Origin of the sequence: Paenibacillus nasutitermitis (assembly GCF_014641075.1) — a bacterium.
Taxonomy (GTDB): Bacteria; Bacillota; Bacilli; order Paenibacillales; family Paenibacillaceae; genus Paenibacillus_Z; species Paenibacillus_Z nasutitermitis.
On the sequence record NZ_BMHP01000003.1, the window covers coordinates 658072 to 678706 of the forward strand.

Consider the following 20635-nt stretch of genomic DNA (forward strand, 5'->3'; position numbering starts at 1 on the left):
TCAAATTGTTGTTTTTTGCCATATCATGGCGATTTTTGTCATGAGATCCGCTTAACCAATGAAACTGTTTTATGTTTTAAAAATAATCGGAGCAATTATTTTCAATTCTTTAGGCGTTAATCTTTATGGCCTGTAAACAAATCTATGATAGGAGGTTTATAATGATTAACCAAAGAAGCGTTGGGATGGCGTTTATCGTTAGTTACTTGCGGTATCTATGCCATCTACTGGTTTATCGTATTAACCGATGAAGTCGGCGAGCTGAGCGGAGACCCCTCGTTCACAGGCGGGAAACAATTCCTGCTGACTCTGGTCACCTGCGGAATTTGGAGTTTTATTTGGGCTTATCAGGTAGGCAAACATGTTGCGGAAGCACAATGGAAACGCGGGCTGATGGTATCCGATAATTCCGTTCTTTATCTGGTCCTCAATTGCTTTGGCCTGGGGATTGTCGTGTATGCCATGGTGCAAATCGATGTCAATAAAATGGTATAAGTTCGAGCTTCATCCCATGAGGAATTCAAAGCTTGTCAGGGGCTGCCTGCTTGGCATGGGAGGTTTGTTCTACCTGAAGATATGGCTGCCGGTGACCAACATTCCGGTTCCCTGTGTATTTCATGAATTGACAGGGTTGTATTGTCCGGGATGCGGCATGACGAGGACTGCTCTTTCATTGTTGAATTTGGATGTCTATCAGGCTATCAGATATAACCTCCTGGCATTTCTAATTCCGCCATTGTATATCGCTTACACGCTGGCAAACAAGAATCAAATGCGCTGGGCAAGCCGTTGGATGATGGCTGTCATGCTGACAGTGACCCTCATGTTCGGGCTGTTGAGAAACCTTCCGGCATTGGAGTGGCTGGCTCCGACGACATTACGTTAAATAGCCAAATGACCATATGGCTTGAGCGAATTTATATGGATAGACTATCGGACTCTGCACTTCTTGTTCGAGAATAAACAATCGGCTGCGGCAGCTGGTTGTTTATTCCTGTTTTATCTTGATGAATAATGTCGAATCATGTTACTGTTATAACCAATTGTACCTACAAAAAAAACGAAAGGTTGATCCTATTGTCCCACTCCGATACCCTGCACAGAAGGAATAAACTGCTCGTCAACATCATTTGGGGAATGCTTATCCTGGGCATCGCAGTCGACTTTCTTACCGGTGCGCCCTCAAGCTCCATTATTGTTCTGGTTATTGTAGGATCCATAACCTGCGGAATGGCCACTATTATGACATACAAGCGTTGGCTTTCCGACTATGTCATGTACTTCATACCACTCATTATTACGGTTTTAACGCTGCTATTAATCATTACGGGTCCGGTTATTACGACCTATTTTCTTATATTTGTTAATATGGGAATTATGACGTTGTACAGCAGCTTCCGGGCGCTCGCTTTTTCAACTCTATTAGGCATTATCCTGAGCGTATACTTATTCATGAGTCCATATAAGGCGGAAATGTTCGGAGACAATGATCCGATTACGATTATGCTCTACTTAGCCTTAGTTGCGGCGCCGCTCCTGGCATCTTCCAAATTTAGCGAACGCCTGCAGATGGAAGCCGGGGCTCAAAGAGAAAATGCGATTACCGAAGGAAACCGCGCGCAAGCGATCGTGGACCGGATCTCCTCCTCCCTGGAGGTTCTCCATGCATTCAATGCCAATCTCAAACAGAATGTAACATCGACAAGCCTGATCTCGCAAGAAGTTACCGCTGCTTTCTCGGCTGTAACAGCCAGCATTGAGACACAGACGAGCAGCATATCGGATATCAGCGAATCCGTTCACTCCATTGAAGATACGGCTGCTTCCATGGTTTCCCGGTCAACAAAGATGAGGCATGTATCCGAAAACTCCGTCAAATTGACGAAGAACGGAAGCGAAGAGGCACAGCGGCTTGAGCAAAAAATAGAGCATGCCCATGAAAACATTGATAACTCCGTCTTGTTGATGGAAGAGCTCGGCGAACAAAACAGCCGGATCAGCGAGATTGTAGCGACAATCAATCATATTTCCTCCCAAACCAACCTGTTGGCCCTTAATGCCGCTATCGAAGCCGCGCGGGCCGGTGAACATGGGAAAGGTTTTGCCGTCGTTTCCAATGAAATCCGGAAGCTGGCGGAAAGCTCCAGACAATCCACGGAGGAAATCGGAGAAATTCTGGAAAATATCCGTGTGAAAACCGGCCAGGCTGCCGAACAGATCAAGCTTGGAAAACAGAGCATTGTTGAAAGCCGCCACACGACCAAACACGTCACAGACGTGATGCATCATCTTTCGGGCGATTCCTTGAACGTTGAGGAGCAGGCTGCTCATGTACAGCTTCTGGCTGATGATGTGCATCGGCAGTATACGAAAATAGCCGAAGAAATTGCAACCATCGCAACCACGACAGAAGAGAATATGGCTTCGGTTGAAGAAATGTCGGCCAGCATGACCACCCAGGATACCCGAATTACGCAAATCAAGGAAAGCTTCCTGCAGCTGGACGGACTCGCCCTTGATTTGAACAAAATGACCCAGCGCTAGTATAGGATTGGAATGAATAGGATAGCCTTCCTTCGCGGGAAGGTCTTTTTTTAATTTTCCCGCTGCCGGGTTACCCATACTACGCTTGCTTAACCGGACGATGCCTTCGATTCCTCATGTATGAATTACCCTGGAATAACCATTTGTACGGATCAGTTATAGCGAATTATGAAGCTGTAGCATCAAGCGCAGTTCTTTGGCCTGCGTATCCAACTGCCGGGCGGCTTCCCCTATGTTCAAAAATTCATCGGCCGCCTGCTGAATCCGCTGCTGGCTTTCCGTTACAAAGATTTGCGAATATTTCGTCCCCTTAACCACCGCCTGCACCTGGGCAACGATCCCCTCGACATAACCATTCACTTCTTTGGTTGCTTCTTCGACCTGCCCGGCCAGTTTCTTCACTTCGGCGGCAACCACATTAAAGCCGCGCCCGTAATCGCCCGCATGTGCAGCTTCGATTGCCGCGTTCAGCGACAGAAGCTTCGTCTGCGAGGCGATGTCGCGGATGGTCCGGACGATGCCGCGAATCAAGCTGGTTTGATGATCGAGCAGTCCGAGAACCTCCATGTTTTGATTAGCCCGCTCGACTACCTTTCCGATAGCTGATTCGATCTCATGACTGCGCACCACGCCTTTGTTGGCACGGTCCAACAGCTCCTCGGACATGTCCGACAATTCGTCAGTAATTTTAGAGGTCGCTTGCTCGCGGGCATTAATATCCGTTGCAACTTTCAGAATGGCATACACTTGTCCTTCCGCATTCCGGATGGGCATATATGTCGCCTCAAGCCAGATTGCACGCCCCTCCTTGGTCACTCTCAGTATTTTATCCTGAAAAGCCTTGCCGCTGCGCAAACCTTCCCACAGCTTGCGGTAGTCTGAATGGTCCGCAAATTCCTGCGTGCAAAATTGCCGATGCAGCATGCCCGGCATCTCGTCAGAGCGGTAGCCCATCGACCGTGCAAAATTATCGTTTGCCCATAATACATGTCCACGGGTATCAAATTCAATCATAGCCAGCGACTGCTCCATCGCCGTGAGAACCTCTCTCTGGTCCAGCACTTGGCTAGTCGGATATAACCCTATCATCTCATCTCTCATGCAGAGGCTCCCTTTATCATCGCTCGTGTATAGTTCTTGTATAAGTTTATAACGAGATTATACAAATACTATACAATATATGCAAGAATTTTCTAGTAAAAAGGATCCTATTCTCATATTTTCAATGAAATCATAGTGTTTTTGTATCGTTTATGTATAATTGTGACAAGGAGTGAGAAGTGATGTACAGCATTAAGAAAGTCTCGGAGATGCTCGGTATTCCTACAGTCACGTTACGTGCCTGGGAAAATCGTTACCATATTATCAGCCCTAACCGCAGCGAAGGCGGGCATCGGATGTTCTCGGACAATGACATCAAAAAGCTCCGGTTTTTGAAGCTGCAGATGGAAAAACATGGCCTAAAAATCAGTGAAGCCGTTCACCTTCTTCAGCAAAAGGAGAGCAAAACATCCTTTAAGACAAAAAAGGATACCCAAAGCGGCAAAACCTATGAAAATCTAATCGATGAGCTGTATCAGCCATTAATCGACTATAATACGCTGCGGGCCAACGAGATTATTGATATGGCTTTTTCCTTGTACGAATTCGAGGACGTGTTTCATCAGATCCTCATTCCGGTCCTGCAACGGATCGGAACCGAGTGGGAAGCCGGTGAACTGACGGTGGCTCAGGAGCATTTTACATCCCAACTCATCATGCACAGGTTTTTTCAATTTTTCAGGATTCTTCCAGTCCATCCGTATTTTCCGAAAGTGCTCGCTTTCTGCCCGGGTGGCGAGCATCACCATATGGGACTGATGCTCTTCAGCCTATTTTTGAAGAAAAAAGGATTTGACGTCATCTATCTGGGTCCCGATACGCCCTTTGAAGGACTGTCGGACGTTATCAGGATGAAAAATATATCGATTATCGCCATATCAGCTACTGATCCTGTGAACATCGGAATGCTGGCTCCATGGATGGAAGCGTCCACCAAGGAATATCCTAACCTGAAATTTGTGCTGGGCGGCCAAGCCTTCGGTCAGGCGGCAGATCCGCTGCCACTGGATTTGGTGAATATTTATTATGCCGATCAAACGGATTGGGAGCAATGGTACCTGGAGCAAGACCTTTTCGTTAAGAGATAATCGCTCCATTTCTTGATATAAGGTTAGCCGCAGCGTGATATACGACAGTCTGCCCAGCGTGATATAGTTTAGTAGATATTGCAAGACAGCCGCATGGAGCGATGAAGCGCAGCTGGTGCAACCAACATGGAATGGGGTAAACGGAATGAAAAAACCGAAAATGGCCGTAGTCGGCAGCTTGAATATGGATCTTGTCCTTTCGCTGGAACGTTTGCCGGTTATCGGGGAAACCCTGCTCGGCAAGGAAATCCATTATATATCCGGCGGCAAAGGTGCCAATCAGGCGGTAGGCAGCGCCCGGCTTGGGGCCGAAGTCATCATGATCGGAGCTGTCGGTGACGACATGTTCGGCACGCAAATCATAAGCCGCATGGAGCAGTTTGGCGTCAATACCTCAGCAATCGCGATGAAACAGGATACGCCTACCGGAACTGCCACGATTTTGCATACCGAGGAGGATAACTGCATCGTCATTATCCCCGGTGCGAATGAACTTTGTGACTCCGACATGGTAGAGGCTCATGCCGATGCCATCCGCAGCGCGGACATTCTGCTCGTGCAGCTGGAAATTCCGCTTCCAGCGGTGGAGCGCGCCATGCGGATCGCCGCTTCCGCCGGAGTGACCATCGTGCTCAATCCAGCTCCAGCCCTTCCGCTGGCGGAGGAGTTGATCGGACTGGCGGACATCTTCACCCCCAATGAGACGGAATTTGCCCACTACAGCGGTACCTCTTGCGAGTCGGAGGAGGAGCTGATCCGGCAGATGGGCAACTGGCAGGAGCGGTACGGCAAAACCCTCATTGTAACGAGAGGCGAAAGTGGAGTCTCCTGCATCAATAAGGACGGCCTCATTCATGTGCCTGCGAGAAAGGTCAAGCCTGTTGACACCACCGGCGCCGGCGACTGCTTCAACGCTGCCTTCGGCTTCGCAATCGCAAGCGGCCGCGAACTCGAGGCAAGCCTGAATTTCGCTGTAAAAGCCGCCTCCTTGTCCGTCACTAAATTCGGCGCGCAGGACGGCATGCCGTCGCTGGACGAGGTGGAAGGGGCGTAAACCCATTTATGAAACAGCACCTGAACAGGAGCCACTGCTCGCTTGTACAGGTGCTTTTGTCATTTCATGAACCAGCCTGGGAGTGGCCAGAAATTTAAGCCCCTCCTCCCCCTCTCCTTTCTCCACCATTTATACCGATTATGACTTACTCTCCCACTAATTAAATCTCACTGCTTACCCCTAACTTCTCTCCTTCACCAACTCTCCCATTGCCCACTGACTCCCTTCTTTCGGTCCCGCCAGGGCCCACTAGGCCCGGGGGCGATGCTGTAGCAAGGTTTTTCCTTGCTACAGCAAGTAAGCCGCCCATTTCGGTGCTGCAGCACGGTTTTTCCTGCTTCGAGCCGCGCCGGCGGCCCAACAGGCCCGGGGGCGATGCTGTAGCAAGGTTTTTCCTTGCTATAGCGCGTAAGCCGCCCATTTCGGCGCTGCTGCACGGTTTTTCCTGCTTCGAGCCGCGCCGGCGTCCTAACAGGCCGGGGGCGGCGCTATAGCAAGGTTTTTCCTTGCTATAGCGCGTAAGCCGCCCATTTCGGCGCTGCTGCACGGTTTCTCCTGCTTCGAGCCGCGCTGGCGGCCCAACAGGTCCGGGGGCGATGCTGTAGCAAGGTTTTTCCTTGCTACAGCACGCAAGCCGCCTATTTCGGCGCTGCTGCACGGTTTTTCCTGCTTCGAGCTCAGCCCGCTATTCGGCAGTCATAGCCGAATGGCCATCGCCAATAAAAACACAAGCCGTATGAACATTGCGTTCATACGGCTTGTGTTTTACTTATCCAATCGAGCTACCATTCCACTGTCACTTCGATGCCTTCCGGGCTGCCCGCATAGCGCAGCAGCACAGTGCCGGAGTCCGCGTCGTAGCTCCACTCGGCCGGCTGGCCTCCGGCTGTGGCCTGCTTCGGCTCTTGGGCCAGCCGCATCCGCGTACTGACGGTCATATCGGACGGCGATTCCGAGAAGAAGGAGAACCGCGAGGCTTCCAGCCGCTCTTCTCTGATTCGCGACGAGCTGATCAGAATAGCCGCATCGCCTTCGCTTTGCCCGGTCCAGCTTAAATCATAAAGCAGACGGTCATCGCCCGGCTTCAGCTCAACCTGCTGCAGCACCGGCAGCTCCGCTTCAAACAAGTCGATGAAGCGGCCTTCAAACCGGACATTGTGCGGCGTTTGCGTCTCATCGAGTCCGTGGGCAATCAGATAAGGGCCGCGTCTGATTTGCAGATGCCCTCTTTCCTTGTATTGTCCTTCTTCCCCGCGGATCGCCAGGGCGCGGCGCACATTCGACTGGACCTGCTTCGCGCCCGCCTCGGAACGGGACAGAGCAGCCGGATCGGTCAGCTGAACCAGAACCGCACCGTCTCCAACGTGATATTCCCCTTCCTGCGGATTGCGTCCAAGCCCCATGGATTCAAATAGATGCTCCTCCGGACGGTCATACCGCTTTCGGCTCACTGCGTTGTTCCACCATTCCTGAACACCGTGGAAAGGATCGGAGCCATCTCCGACATAGATCAGCACCCCGCCTTCCCTTACCCACTGCCCGAGCGCCTGATGAATGCCGGGATGCTCGGGCTTCATGAATTCATAGCTGAGCAGCAGCACCCGGTAATCCTCCAGGTAGCCGGGGAATGTGAGAATGTTGTCCAGCTGTACCGGACGCAGCGGAATCCCGTCCTTCACAAGCGGCAGTGCAAGTCCATAGAACGATGACCAGTCCAGCAGCTCCTGCTGGGACGGCGACAGCAGATCGGCTGTTGTCGTGCCGTCATATTTGAAGACGGCCGTTTCGTCCTCGCCAGGTGCAAGAACTTCACCACGCTGATACATCGCTGAATTTGCCAGACATAATCCGACTCCGGAAGTATACACATCGCCCGCCTCGGCTTCTTCGTGATTGTGCATATCGCGCAGCACGCTCATTACAGTCAGCAGGACCGTCGCATAATCGCCCGGTATCGTTTCCTTGCCCGTGCCGTCTTCGGTCGGATAGCTGCCTTCGAACACCCGGCGCGGCCAAGGGCATACTTCATATTGGCTGACATCCGGATGCAGCAGGGAAGCGACGACGGTTGAAAAATAGTTCTTCCGGTAATCGCTCCAGCTGTAGCGGGGATTATCCTCAATAGGGTCATGCAGGAACCACATTTCCCGGCCCGTGCCACGGGTCAGCTCCTGCATAATGCCATATTCCAGATAAGCCGTTTCAAAGGTGCGCTCACGGCGGACACCCTGGTACACATTCGGCGTCCGCGCGGTTCCGGTCCAGATCTGGGCGATAAAACCGTCACAGGACGGCATGGACACCAGCAGCGCTTCGGGACTGACAATACGCCACTGGGTATAGTTAATCAGGCTATGGGTCGGCACATAGAAACGCACCGTCCGGCCATAGGTGACGAGCGAGTATTCCTTCATCTGGCTGCAAATCCGGTCCAGCGCCCGGTAATACATCGCAGCTTTCAGCTTCGATGCGCGATATTGGGCATCGGGCGAGGAATGCGGCGGAATCCATTCCTCCCCGTAGGCATTGAGCCACTCCCGCTTGAAGGCCTCGGAATAGCCGCCCGCCGCCCAGAATTCGGGCTCCTCCATATGAATCGCTTCCACGCCGCAGTCAATGGCTTTCTTGATATGGCTGGCCAAATATTCGGCGAATGAAATAGTCGGCACCATATAGGGCACATCTTTGCCGTGAAGCAGATGCGTGCCGCCGCGCTCCGCCTGGGCTTCATCCCAGTGATTGCGCCCGTCATACTTGCCGTACAGATAATCCTGGTACTCTCCCCATGAGACGCCCGTCATCAGATGAATGGTGTAACCGGCCTTCTTCCAGCCTTCGATTCTTCCGGGCAGGTCATCGGATATTCCATAAACCATGACAAAGTCTGTACGCAAGTCATATTTTGTCCCGTACGGACGGGATTCCTGAAATCCGGTCCATTCGGGGCTTGCTTTCATTTTTCGGCTCATACAAAAACCTCCTCTATCGACTTCTCGAAAAGAAATAATAGCTTCATCCAACAGCGGCGAGTCCTTACGATCCGATAATAACAAAGAACCCGGCGCCCATGCTCCGCGAGCAAAGCGCCGAGTTCTTCAGCTTGAGAGTAGTGTTAGTTAGGCATTTGCACCTTCACAACTTCCTTGCCTTGCAGATTCTCGTTTACATATTTAATAGCATCATCATAGCCTGATTTTTTCAGTTGTTCCCGCAGAGCATTAATACTCTTCAATGCGCCATCGTCGGTTTTGGCGAAGATCGCTTCTTTCCAAACATCGCTGATTTGGTCAAACGCCGGTTTCAGACCTTCATACTGTGGCGATTTCGTCATAACATCTCCTGGATTGAAGGCCGAGATTACACTAATGCCATTAGGACGAAGAATTTTACGTGCATTATCCACAGCCGCCAGGCGATCCTGGTCAGCCCAGATATCGCCGCCGCCAACAGAATTGATGCGGTCCATACCCGTCAGAGCTTCAAATCCGATGCCAATTCCTTCATTCTTCTTCATCTTGCCCGTTGTATCTGCAGTAAATTTATCGAACCACTCTTGCTTGGCTACCGGCTTGCCATCCACTTCATCCCAGTGAACGCCTTTTACGCCATAACGCACAAGCAGGAAGCCTTCGTCGGAAGCCAGGTAATCCAAGAGTTTCAACGCTGCATCCACATTTTTGGTGGCTTTGGTAATAACAGTCACGTTATTGCCTTGGATAGCCAGATCAGCCGGACGGCTGGCATCTGCTCCCGCACGCTCAAACGGCCCAACCGGCACATAGTCTGTACCCGGGTTCGCTTTTACATAATCTTTGGAAGCATCGAGAATTGCCGGATAGTGAGCGGCCAGAACGGCAATGCGCCCTTGCTTGATTTTTTCATTGGCGATCGGATCCGTTTGCGTGAAGGCTTCGGAATCCAGCAGGCCTTCGGAAATCAGCTTGCGGTAGAACAGCGTGTATTCCTCATAAGCTTTGGTGAAGATATTATGCTCAAGCGTGCCGTCTCCCTTGTCGATATACGTTGTTCCGTAGAACATCGTATCGGCAATGTTAACAGCCCAGCCGCCATGGAATCCGCCCAGCGGAATGACCGGCATGCCGTTCTCGTTCAGGTTTGCGTCCTTGATTTTTTTGAGGAAGTTATAAAGATCGTCTTTTGTTTTTACTGATTGCGGGTCTACGCCGATTTTTTCGGCAATATCCTTACGCACATAAAATCCGTATAACCAGTCCATTGCATCCTCGTCGGTTGCCGGGTGGTTCTGATACATCAGGAACTTTTTGCCGTCATAAGCATCGATTGCCTTCTCATACAGAGCAGGCGGGACATTTTCTTTGGCAACCGCTTTCGCCAGATTCGGATATTTGTCCAGCTTGTCGGTCAGGTCGACCAACTGATCTTCTTTGGCCGCTTTAATGATGCCGTCCAGCTCGTTCCCCCATGCCGGTCCTGTATAGATATCCGGCAAGTTCTGTGTCGCGAAGATCGTATTGACCTTCTCGACCTCACTGCCGACCGTGTATTCAAACTCTACCGTGACGCCTGTTTTCTCTTTAATTTGCTTCGCCACCGGCGTCATATCGACATCACCGCCAGTCGATCCGTTCCAGTTGTGGAGAATTTTAAGCGTTACCGGTTTGTCCCCGGAGCCACCGCCATTCGAACCTGAATCTCCATCGTTACCGCCACTGCCGCCGTTGTTGTCATTGTTGCCGCAACCAGCCAGCAAGCCCCCAATTAATGTGACCGCAAGTAAGGCGCGAACGCCCTTCTTTCCCTTTTTCTCCATTGAACTAACCTCCCGATTTGATGAAATTAATATATGATAAAGTTCCGTTATATCGGCATTTTCGCCGAAAGGAAACCTTTACCCTAGCCTTTGACAGAACCAATCATGACGCCTTTGACAAAATAACGCTGGAGGAACGGATACACGCACAAAATCGGAAATACGGTAATAACCAGAAGGGCCATCCGCATCGACTCCGGTGTAGCGCCCGACATGTTTACATTGGTCGTCTGGCCGCCCTGCTGTGCCGCCCGCTGCATGGAGGACGAGAGTGCCTCCGCCTCGCTCAGCATTTGCTGCAGCAGCGTCTGAACCGGAATCAAATCCTTATCCGACACATAATAGGTTCCGGAAAACCAGTCGTTCCAGTGCTGAACCCCGATAAACAGGGAGATCGTGGCCAATACCGGCCCGGATAGCGGCAATATGATTTTGAGGAAGATTCGAAAATCCCCATAGCCGTCAATATACGCCGACTCCTCCAGCTCTTCGGGAATACCCTGAAGAAATGTGCGGATAATAATGATGTGCATAAAGTTGAACAGAAACGGTATGACATACACCCAGAAGGAGTTGACCAGATGCAGCTTCTGCAAGGTGATGAAGTAAGGGATAAATCCTGCGCTGAAGATCGTCGGCAGGAAAATATAAAAGGTAAAGAAGGTCCGGCCCGGCAGTGTTTTCTTGGATAAGGCATAAGCCATTAGCGTCGAAAGAGTAACATGCAGGAACGTTCCGAGCAGTGTTCGCGCAATCGTAATTTGATAAGCTTTCCAGATACGGGCGTTGTCAAAAACCTCCGCGTAATTATGCAAGGTAAACTTGCGCGGATAGAAGTACAAGGCCCCGAGCATGGAATCTTTGCCATCATTAAGCGAATAGACCAGAATATAAATAAATGGATATATCATCGCCAGGCCAAACAACGACAGGATGATATAATTCAGCACATTAAATACGGAAATTTGACGTTTCTTCACATGGGATCACTCCTTTAGAACAGGGATACATCGCTGACCTTTTTGGCAACCCGGTTGACCGTCAGGATCAGGATAAGCGCTATTAAACTCTGGAACAGACCGACAGCCGCCGCATAACTTAATCGGCCTTCCCGTAGACCAGCGTTAATGACATGGACATCCAGTACGCTTCCCACGGAAGCGGTTGCAGGTCCGTTAAGTAATAACAGCTGCTCAAAACCTGCGCTCATCAGACTACCTATAGCAAGAATGAACAGAATAACTGCGATGTTTCGGATACCTGGCAGAGTGACATGCCAGATCTGGCGGAAACGGTTCGCTCCGTCTATCTTGGCTGCTTCATACTGTTGCTGGTCAATCCCGGCAATGGCGGCTATATAGATGATGGAGTTCCATCCAATGTTTTTCCATATATCCGAGCCTACAATCATTTGATAAAACCAGGATGTATTATAGAGAAACTGAATGCGTTCAAATCCCCAAGAGGCGATCAAATCGTTGAGCGGCCCTCCGTATACGGAGAAAATCCGCTGCATCAGCGTAACAACAACGATCCAGGAAACGAAGTACGGAAGATAAGAGAGCGTTTGCACAGTTTTGCGAAATTTAACGTTGCGCACTTCATTGAGAAGCAGGGCCAGTATAATCGGCATGGAAAACCCGACAAACAACTTCAGGCAGCTGATCACGACCGTGTTGCGGATAAGCTCAAAAGATTGGTAATAATCAAAGAACTGACGGAAATATTTCAGACCTGCCCAAGGACTGCCCGTAAATCCTCCCGAGAACTTAAAGTCGCGGAATGCGACCTGGATACCGAAAAGCGGAACGTAGGAGAAAAGAAAAAACCAGACTATGCCAGGCAGCATGAATAGATAAAATATTTTATGGCGCCAAATTCGTTTCCCCAGCAGGGATTCCTTCATCGTTGCAGCCTCCTTCTTGGAATGGGAGGGGACGGACAACGGGTCATGCACGTGCTGCATCGCCCTTGTCTATCCGCCCCCCCGTATCCGTAAACGGGATGTTTACTGGCGGTTTATGAAACCCGCTTATCGTTAGTTCAGACGGATCGTCTTAATTTCAAACGGGACAAAAGAAAGGGTGAGCTTGCCGTCCTCGGGTTGAAGCTGCTCGCTTTTCTCTTCCATTAAATCCGTCGACCAGGCTTCCGTGAATGCAAAGCCGGCTGACAATCCGGCCTTCAGCCTGGTGCCTGCCGTTTCGTACATGCGTACGATAATGCCTTTGCCATCCTCTGCCTGCTTGACCGTTTCGATCATCACATTGGGATGATCCACTTGGAGCAGCGACGATCCGGCAGCAAGCTTCGGCTGTCCGCTCGGCCCTTGCGGCAACGCCGCCGTCCGCATTGGAATATTCAATTCATACCCGCGTTTGTAAACCTCCGCCTGGACATGATTGCCCTGGTGCGGATAAAGCGAGTAGGTGAATTCATGCACAGCACGGTCCGCTTCCGGGTCGGGAGAGGACGGGCTGCGAAGCAGATTCAAATCCAGAATGCTCCCTGCCGCGCTATAGCCGTATTTGCTGTCATTGAGCAGCGCCACGCCGTAATCCGCTTCGGAAAGATCGACCCAGTGATGGGCGCATATCTCGTCTTTGGCATAATCCCACATCGTGTTGCGGTGCGTCTGACGTTTCAAATAGCCGAACTGAATCTCGCAGCTGACGCTATCCGAGCGGACCGCGACAGGGAATGACGTGCGGAGCATCCGTCCGGATTCCTTCCAGTCCACCTTGGTGACAAAATCAATCCGGCGGCTGCCGTCAGTGAGCACCAGCTTCTGCGTCAACGTGGATTGTCCGTACCGATAGGTCAGGATCAACCCTGCAGTCGGCCCATCGGTAAAGGCCTTCGTTTCTTCAAGCTGCGGCTGCGCCCCGCCGGTTTGGCGGTAATCCTGGCGAAAATCCCAGGCATCGCCATCATCGTGATAGATGCGCAGGTCATTTGCACGCTGCCCTTCGGCAACCACTTCACGTCCATGCTCTTTGTCCCAGATGGAAACAATCGTACCGTCTTCACCGATTTTTACTGCAATCAGATCATTCTCAACCAGATATTCCTCGGCCGAGGTACGCAGCTTGCCCGCATCGGCTGTATAAGCGTCCCCGCCAGCTTCCGTGAGCGCATAGCCCATTGCAGGCACCGTTACGCGCGCCCATTTGCCATCCAGCTTCACCCACTCATCCCGCTCCCACGGAAGCGAGTTGAATATCGCCGAAGCTCCGGATGCTTCCGTTCCGGAAATGCCTGCCGTAACCGCTCCGTATGCGTCGGCTATCAGCTTCTCCACACGCTCAAGCAGCAGCGCGTAGCGTTCGAGCGATTCATCATACACCCGTTTGATTGAAGAACCCGGAAGAATATCATGGAACTGGTAAAGCAGAACTTCTTTCCAGATTTCCTCCAGCTCAGCCGACGGAGCGGAATGATGGCCGCCGAGCTCCGTCAATACCGTAGCAAATTCCAGTTCGCGCAGCGCCTTCTCCAGCTTGCGGTTATACCATTTGTTGCGGCCCTGGCTGGTCAGCGTACCTTGATGCTTCTCCAGATAAAGCTCGCCACTCCAGGTTTGATACCGCTCGGAACCTTCGCTGAGCTTCTCGAAAAATTTCGCGGAACTTTCCTGGACGACAGGACTTAATCCCAGCAGATTGCTTTCCCGCGATAATCGCTCCAGATGCTCTTCACCAGGTCCGCCGCCGCCGTCGCCGATGCCGAACAGCATCAGGCAGTTGTCGGAAATGTTTTTGTCCAGGTATTCAGCTTCGGCCTTGATAATGGAGCGCGGCGCTGCCGGGCTGTTGTAGGTATCTTCCGGCGGCATATGCGTCAATACCCGGGAACCGTCGATGCCTTCCCACATATAGGTGTGATGAGGATGACGATTGTATACGCTCCAGGACAGCTTCTGCGTCATCATCGAATCTACGCCTGATTTCTTCAGAATCTGCGGCAGCGCAGCGGTATAGCCGAACACATCCGGCATCCAGAGCGTTTTCATTTCCTGGCCGAACTCTTCCATGAAATAGCGTTTGCCGTACAGAATCTGCCGGACAAGCGACTCGCCGCTTGGCACATTCGTATCGGATTCCACCCACATCGCGCCCTGCGGCTCCCAGCGTCCTTCCTTGACCCGCTCCTTGATTTGCGAATACAGCTTCGGATAATGCTGTTTCATCCAATCGTACAGCTGAGGCTGGCTGGCTCCGAAAATATAATCCGGATACTGCTCCATCATCCGCAGCGCCGTGGAGAACGTTCTCGCTCCCTTGCGGATGGTCTCGCGGATCGGCCACAACCAGGCCAGATCGATATGCGCATGACCGACCGCGCTCACAGTCATCACGGGATCGCCGCCCCGCTTGGCAAGCTGCTCGCCGAGCAGGCCGCTCGCTTTGGCAATACGCTCATCCGTCAGCTCGGTCAGAATCAGTGAAACATCATACAGCACGCGCAGTATACGTTCCTTGCGGGCAGACCCTGCGGGCAGCAGCTCCGCCATTTCAAGCAGCACTTCCGCATCGTAGTAAAGCTTGCGGACTTCTTCGCGGCAAATCGCAACAACCGCTTCTTTCAGAGTGCCGCTGCGGTAACGGCCGAACAAATCGTTGCAGCCGGCATCAGCCCAAATATCTATGGTTTCCGAGCCCGCAGCGTCCGGACTGATGTGTACCACCCGTTTGCCTGGAAGACCCAGTTCGAAATCAAATTCCGAATTAATGTTCGTGAGCCCCTGTACCGGCGAGCCTTCCTCATCGACCAGACACAGCTCTCCATTCACATCGATGAGCAGGACCACCTTGGCCCCCTTGGCATGATCCGGCACTTGACCGGTAAAATGAAACCACGCGCAATCCCACAGGTTTCCCCAACGGTCGCCATGCGCAAGTTCTACTTTGGTTCCCGACATGCGCTCCGCATATGCGACAGGCTCCGGCGTCACCCAGGCGCTGACCTGCAAATTGGAAACGGGTTCATAAATATGAGCCTGCAGCTGATCCAGCATGCCTTTCAAGGATTTGGGTTTTATTGTTTCGTACGGCATATTGAGCCTCCTTAGGCGTAATCTTGATGGACTTTCTTTATTGGAACTGCCGGCTTCCTAAAATAACCGGAATGAACTTCTCCGTTTTAATATAATATAAATATTGTATATATTCAATATATACTTAAATAAATTTTATTTTAGAATTCAACCGCTTACAAGAATATAAGAATTGCGGGCGAAAATGCGCTGTTTTCCGGAATAATGATCTGGCCTGATCCCGTACAGCCGGCAAGCCGCACAAAAAAGCCCCTTCCCGCGTCCCGGGAAGGGGCTTTTTACACATGACCATAAGCTATAAGGTTACCGCTTTGCCGGATGTGAAGTTACCAGCGGTCCTGTCGTTTGCCGGATAACCAGCTCCGGTTCTATTAACGTCTTGCTGTATTTTCCGATGCGGCCCTCGCCGGCGCGAATGATTTCGAGCAGCTTATCCGCAGCACGGTAGCCCATGTCGTTCTCAAATTGTTTGATATGCGTAAATGTGCTGAATTCCTCGACGATCGCCGTGGGATCATCGAAGCTTACAATCGACAGGTCTCCCGGTATGCTGAGCCCGGCTTGCTGGGCCATCTGATAGATCTGCACGCCGAGTATTCCATTGAGGGAAATATAGGCTGTAGCCATCTTGTTGCGGATATACCGGAACAGCGGGTGCGTTTCCGCGTCCTTCAGGTTTCCCACGCGGAAATCGGTAATCATATGGGCCGGATTAATGAGAGCTCCCTTGTTTTTCAGCGCATTCATATAGCCCTCTATTCGTTCCTGAACCGTAATGGTCGCAAGCGGCGAATCCGAGCAGATGGCGATTTCCCGGTGACCCAGTTCCCATAGATAATCCACGGCCAGACTGGTCCCCATTCTGCCGTCGGCGGCAATATAGTTGGTCTCTACGCCTGGCAGGTAGCGGTCTACCAGGACAAAAGGAAAACCGCTGAATTTCATGCCGATAATCTCCTCGTTATAATGCTCCTCGTCAACGGGAAAAATCAGCATCCCTTCGACGCCGATTTCCTTAAGCGTCTTGATCGCTTCCTTCTCTTTTTCAAGCTGGCCGTCGGAGAGGAGTATCATCGTCCGGTAGTTCTGCTCGCTAAGCGCATGCTGGATGCCCTCGATCAGACGGGTGGCAAAATAATCGTCAATGGAAGGCATCACCAGACCAATGATACGCGTCCGCAGACCCGTCCCGGGTTCCTTGGGCACCGTAACTGTAATATCTGGCGCGGCAACAGCCTCCGGCTGGATCAGCAGCTCCCTGTCGCTGACAAAGCTGCCTCTTCCAGGCACGCGGTTGATAATCTTCTCGTTCGCAAGGCCCGATAAAGCATTGACTACCGTAATCTTGCTGACATTGAATCGTTCCATCAGCACCTTTTCCGTCGGAATACGATCCCCTGTTTTCAACCCTTCTGAATCAATAAGCTCCCGGATATACTCCTGGACTTTCTGATAAAGCGGCACTCGATCCGTCGTGTTCATCGCAATCACCAATCTCTAGATATTTGTAATATATAATATATCCTAAAATGTTATTACGCAACTGCCGGGAGTCGGGAAAACTAGGTCTATATCGGGCGGTTTTTGGCATAAATTGTCTTTTCCCTTCCTTCATTTGAACTAATTGAACGGAAATCAGGCTTTTTTCATGACAAGTTTTGTCGAATGACTTGATAAAAATAAGTACAATATATTAAATATATATTATGTCAGAAAATTAAAGGAGATGAATAACGACCCGTTAAGACCGTTTCAATCCGCATTCGCGGCATACGTTGACTCTCTTTCATTTCACGATTTACCAAAATCCAGAAAGTCGAGGTGTTTCATTCATGTTTCGAAAGCTAATCAGCGCAAGCCTTGCTTTGGCCTGTGTATTTACCATGTCTTTTGCCGTATCTGCTGAATCGTCGGCCAAGCCGCCCGCCGCCGGTTCCGGTTCAATTAACTGGCCGAATTCGCAAGCGCTTCCATCTTTTGCGAAGCTGAAGCAGCTGGAGGTTGCCGATGTATACGGCGCTCCTGGAGACATCAAGATTCTGATGGCTACCCTGCAGGGCATCGTAAACCGGGCGGAGCCCCGCATTTATCTGCTGGAGAACAAGGAAGAAGGCAAGTTCACCTGGCTCAATGACCTCGATGTTCCTTACAAAGTACGTGATAATTACTGGGATATCATGCTCAAATTTAAAAATGAAATCCAGGGCATTATCGTATATGATCCCAACGTGCCGGACAGTATTAATGTCGCCACGACGCTTGCCGGATTGAAAAACGCGGTTGTCGCCAGTCCCGGGCTCGCCTCGAAATTGACTGCTGCCCCGTACAATCTGAAGGTATTGGATGATCTGAAAGGCAAATTCAAGGACCGCCTGGATGCCTACAACTGGCAATATGAGAACTTGTGGAAACAGACAACCCACCGTATGCTGGTTGGTTTAAGTCCGGATACATCGGTCCCGCTGCCGCCGGGTCTTCCAGCATCGTTCAAGGTGGTGGCCGAAGATACGACCCAGGAACGCGACGCCGGCAACCGCAAAGCCTATGATTTGGATCTTTCTTCTTTTACCGGCGAGGATGCTGTTTATCTGCGTTTCGAAGATGCTTATCCGCAGGATGGGTGGGGGGCGGCTGTGCATCAGGTGACCGTAAAAGCCGATGATCAAGTCATCGCCCAGTTCATTCCCGGCAAACCGGAAGAGGAGCCATTCCTCTACGATGCCCAGAGCTCTCAAGTGTCTGCGGGCAATGAAGGGCATCGTTTCGCCGATAATGGCCGTTACTTTGTTTATAAATTCGCCGTTCCCGCTCGTACCGGCCAATTGACAGCTTCTGTAGATATGTGGAATCAATTCAAGGTTTATGCCGGGAGCGAAGCGCCACCATCCTCGCAGCAGAAAGAGCCTTACGGCTATCTCCGCGATTATGCGGTAGCCAACAAGGCGATGGTATTCTGGCTGGATTCCAATATTCCGGAGCAGAAGGCCTTGTTCGAGAAAATACTGTCGGATGTCAGCCCCGGAACTCCTTATCTGGGCTGGTTCAGCAATGATGTCGAAGGCGAATTCAGCTCGGTAGAAATTACGTCCAACCACAGCGTTTATGTGCTGGCCGCGGACTGGTTCAGCAATCTGACCGTATTCTCCGGAACCAAGTCGAAGTCCTCGCCCCCTGACGGAAAGACGCCGGACACGAAGCTGGAGAACAAAATCTATGTCACCTATACGTTCAGCGAAGGTGACAATTTCCAATATAATCAGCATCGCATGCGGATTTTATGGGATGATCCGGGCCGCGGCAAGGTACCGATCAACTGGACGTCAAGCCCCCTGCTGATCGACGGGGCACCTGCCATCCTGGACTATTACAACAAGACGGCAACGAAGAACGACCAGCTGATTTCCGGCCCATCTGGAGCGGGATATTTCTACCCGGCGGCGTGGCCCGAGTCTACTCTGCCGGCTTTCCTGAAGCAGTCGTATTCTTATTTGAAGAAAAGCGGCATGACGACTCCATATGTACTTAACCGGGTCGACAGCGAGAATGTGCCGCTCAGCAAATCCGTAGCCGAAGCGTACCAGAAAAATTATCATCCAAATGGACTGTTTCTGAGCTGGGAGGACCGCCATGGCGTGGAAATCGTAAACGGCAATCTCCCGGTATCGACCATTCAGGGCATCAGCACGATCCAGGACGGACAGCGGATTCTGGCTGAAGCCAAAGCGAAATGGGACGGCAAATCGCCCCTATTCGTATCCCTGGGACTTCTCGCCTGGAGCATGACGCCGACAGATGTCGCCGCGATCTCCGATTCCATGGGACCTGAGTATAAATCCGTTCTGGCCGATCAGTATTTCTCGCTGATACGCCAAGCGAATAAATTGCCGTCCAAGCCTTAAACCCGCTGCCGGCAAGTAGTGAAATAACGTCCCCCGCGACCGGGGAATGAAAGAACCGCAGCCGCGTGATCATTCCGCGGCTGCGGTTCTTTATGCCCCGCGCCCTTATCAACAGTCCGTTTTCCGTGGATAAAGGCGCCGACACCAGGCTACATCATGCTCCACTCCAATTGTCCGGACAACGTTTCCAGCAGGTGAACCCCGGCTGTGCTGTTGCCTTTGGCGCCTAAAGCCGGGCCAACAACTCCGATACCGTAGATGCCGGGAACCATGGCAAGGATACCGCCTGAGACGCCGCTCTTGGCTGGTATTCCGGCGCGAATCGCGAATTCGCCCGATGCGTTGTACATGCCGCACATCAACATGAAGGTTTTGGCGATCTGTACGTACCGCCTCGGGATATGCTCCCGGCCTGTGATCGGGTCAGTCCCGTTGAACGCAAGAACAAGCGCCATTCGCGAAAGCTGCTCGACATTGATCTCTATCGAGCAATGCTGAAAATACACGCTCAATACATCCTCGACATCGATTTCCTCGCCAAGCACCTCATTGTCCTTGAGAAAATAAGCGAGCGACCGATTGCGGTGAGCCGTTGCCGATTCGGAGCGGTAAACCTCTTCATTAATGGCAAGCGGGGCTCCCCCTGCGATGTCTTGGAAATAACGGAGGACACGCCCCGATTTTTCCGCAGGAGATGAGCCATGAATAAGCGAAGTAACCGCAATGGCCCCCGCATTAATAAGCGGGTTGAACGGCTTGCCAGGCTCGACAAGCTCCAGCTTCAGCATGGAATTAAAGTCATCGCCCGTGGGCTCCATGCCGACCTTGGCGAATACGCCGTCCTCTCCATTATCCACAAGCGCGAGCATTAAGGTGAATATTTTGGAAATACTCTGCATCGTGAACATCAGAGAAGTGTCGCCAGCTGCGACCGTTTCACCGGTCTTCCCCATGATGGAAATGCCCAAAGCATTGCCTGGCGCTTTGGCCAGCTCCGGTATATAAGCGGCCACCTTGCCCTCATGGGCGTGGGCGCGGCTTGCTTCCAGCCAGCGTGGTAAATGCGTAATCAGCTGTTCATTCATCGTTTTGTCACCTTCC

Annotated in this window: 14 protein-coding genes; 6 read left to right on the top strand and 8 right to left on the bottom strand. The window is 51.5% G+C overall.

All coding sequences use genetic code 11. The features are described 5' to 3' along the window. Nucleotides 1-180: 180 nt before the first annotated feature. The 3 genes from IEY46_RS21945 to IEY46_RS21955 all read left to right on the top strand — a co-directional run bounded on the left by IEY46_RS21945 (nucleotide 181) and on the right by IEY46_RS21955 (nucleotide 2544). Nucleotides 181-495, top strand: coding sequence for a DUF4234 domain-containing protein (locus IEY46_RS21945; protein ID WP_188995029.1), 315 nt, complete (start codon nucleotides 181-183; stop codon nucleotides 493-495). Further along, complete coding sequence (locus IEY46_RS21950) at nucleotides 476-886, top strand: DUF2752 domain-containing protein (RefSeq protein ID WP_229750458.1); 411 nt, start codon at nucleotides 476-478, stop codon at nucleotides 884-886. Before IEY46_RS21945 ends, IEY46_RS21950 begins: the two co-directional genes overlap by 20 nt. A gap of 191 nt (nucleotides 887-1077) precedes the next feature. Then, a complete protein-coding gene (locus IEY46_RS21955; RefSeq protein ID WP_188996103.1) occupies nucleotides 1078-2544 on the top strand; it encodes a methyl-accepting chemotaxis protein in 1467 nt (488 codons plus the stop codon). A 156-nt stretch (nucleotides 2545-2700) separates the two neighbouring features. Here IEY46_RS21955 and IEY46_RS21960 read toward each other — a convergent pair whose 3' ends face one another. Further along, nucleotides 2701-3645, bottom strand: coding sequence for a methyl-accepting chemotaxis protein (locus IEY46_RS21960; RefSeq protein WP_188995033.1), 945 nt, complete (start codon nucleotides 3643-3645; stop codon nucleotides 2701-2703). A 182-nt stretch (nucleotides 3646-3827) separates the two neighbouring features. Between IEY46_RS21960 and IEY46_RS21965 the strand changes: the two genes are divergently transcribed. Further along, nucleotides 3828-4733, top strand: a complete 906-nt coding sequence (locus tag IEY46_RS21965; protein ID WP_188995035.1) for a MerR family transcriptional regulator — start codon at nucleotides 3828-3830, stop codon at nucleotides 4731-4733. A gap of 145 nt (nucleotides 4734-4878) precedes the next feature. After that, complete coding sequence (rbsK, locus tag IEY46_RS21970) at nucleotides 4879-5787, top strand: ribokinase (protein ID WP_188995037.1); 909 nt, start codon at nucleotides 4879-4881, stop codon at nucleotides 5785-5787. Nucleotides 5788-6569: 782 nt separating this feature from the next. On the opposite strand, the gene IEY46_RS21975 is transcribed toward rbsK, so the two are convergent. From IEY46_RS21975 to IEY46_RS22000, 6 genes are all read right to left on the bottom strand, one after another. Then, nucleotides 6570-8756, bottom strand: coding sequence for a hypothetical protein (locus tag IEY46_RS21975; RefSeq protein ID WP_188995039.1), 2187 nt, complete (start codon nucleotides 8754-8756; stop codon nucleotides 6570-6572). A gap of 143 nt (nucleotides 8757-8899) precedes the next feature. Further along, nucleotides 8900-10579, bottom strand: a complete 1680-nt coding sequence (locus IEY46_RS21980; protein WP_188995041.1) for an extracellular solute-binding protein — start codon at nucleotides 10577-10579, stop codon at nucleotides 8900-8902. 83 nt (nucleotides 10580-10662) lie between these two features. Then, nucleotides 10663-11559 (bottom strand): carbohydrate ABC transporter permease, encoded by an 897-nt coding sequence (locus tag IEY46_RS21985; RefSeq protein WP_188995043.1) that lies wholly within the window; start codon nucleotides 11557-11559, stop codon nucleotides 10663-10665. Nucleotides 11560-11573: 14 nt separating this feature from the next. Further along, nucleotides 11574-12485, bottom strand: a complete 912-nt coding sequence (locus IEY46_RS21990) for an ABC transporter permease (protein ID WP_188996105.1) — start codon at nucleotides 12483-12485, stop codon at nucleotides 11574-11576. 132 nt (nucleotides 12486-12617) lie between these two features. Beyond that, nucleotides 12618-15635, bottom strand: coding sequence for an alpha-mannosidase (locus tag IEY46_RS21995; RefSeq protein WP_188995044.1), 3018 nt, complete (start codon nucleotides 15633-15635; stop codon nucleotides 12618-12620). Between the two features lie 303 nt (nucleotides 15636-15938). Next, complete coding sequence (locus IEY46_RS22000) at nucleotides 15939-17117, bottom strand: GntR family transcriptional regulator (protein WP_188995046.1); 1179 nt, start codon at nucleotides 17115-17117, stop codon at nucleotides 15939-15941. Between the two features lie 350 nt (nucleotides 17118-17467). Here IEY46_RS22000 and IEY46_RS22005 point away from each other — a divergent pair, with 350 nt between their 5' ends. Continuing rightward, nucleotides 17468-19534, top strand: coding sequence for a GxGYxYP domain-containing protein (locus IEY46_RS22005; protein ID WP_188995048.1), 2067 nt, complete (start codon nucleotides 17468-17470; stop codon nucleotides 19532-19534). A 149-nt stretch (nucleotides 19535-19683) separates the two neighbouring features. Here the strand turns inward: IEY46_RS22005 and glsA are convergent, their stop codons facing one another. After that, the gene (glsA, locus tag IEY46_RS22010; protein ID WP_188995049.1) at nucleotides 19684-20619 is read right to left on the bottom strand and encodes a glutaminase A; all 936 of its coding nucleotides are present in this window, start codon (nucleotides 20617-20619) and stop codon (nucleotides 19684-19686) included. Between the last annotated feature and the right edge of the window lie 16 nt (nucleotides 20620-20635).

Coding starts and splice junctions, on each gene's coding strand:
- IEY46_RS21950 (WP_229750458.1), top strand. CDS start 476: ATGTCAATAAAATGGTATAAGTTCGAGCTTCATCCCATGAGGAATTCA.
- IEY46_RS21960 (WP_188995033.1), bottom strand. CDS start 3,645: ATGAGAGATGAGATGATAGGGTTATATCCGACTAGCCAAGTGCTGGAC.
- IEY46_RS21965 (WP_188995035.1), top strand. CDS start 3,828: ATGTACAGCATTAAGAAAGTCTCGGAGATGCTCGGTATTCCTACAGTC.
- rbsK (WP_188995037.1), top strand. CDS start 4,879: ATGAAAAAACCGAAAATGGCCGTAGTCGGCAGCTTGAATATGGATCTT.
- IEY46_RS21975 (WP_188995039.1), bottom strand. CDS start 8,756: ATGAGCCGAAAAATGAAAGCAAGCCCCGAATGGACCGGATTTCAGGAA.
- IEY46_RS21980 (WP_188995041.1), bottom strand. CDS start 10,579: ATGGAGAAAAAGGGAAAGAAGGGCGTTCGCGCCTTACTTGCGGTCACA.
- IEY46_RS21990 (WP_188996105.1), bottom strand. CDS start 12,485: ATGAAGGAATCCCTGCTGGGGAAACGAATTTGGCGCCATAAAATATTT.
- IEY46_RS21995 (WP_188995044.1), bottom strand. CDS start 15,635: ATGCCGTACGAAACAATAAAACCCAAATCCTTGAAAGGCATGCTGGAT.
- IEY46_RS22000 (WP_188995046.1), bottom strand. CDS start 17,117: ATGAACACGACGGATCGAGTGCCGCTTTATCAGAAAGTCCAGGAGTAT.
- IEY46_RS22005 (WP_188995048.1), top strand. CDS start 17,468: ATGTTTCGAAAGCTAATCAGCGCAAGCCTTGCTTTGGCCTGTGTATTT.
- glsA (WP_188995049.1), bottom strand. CDS start 20,619: ATGAATGAACAGCTGATTACGCATTTACCACGCTGGCTGGAAGCAAGC.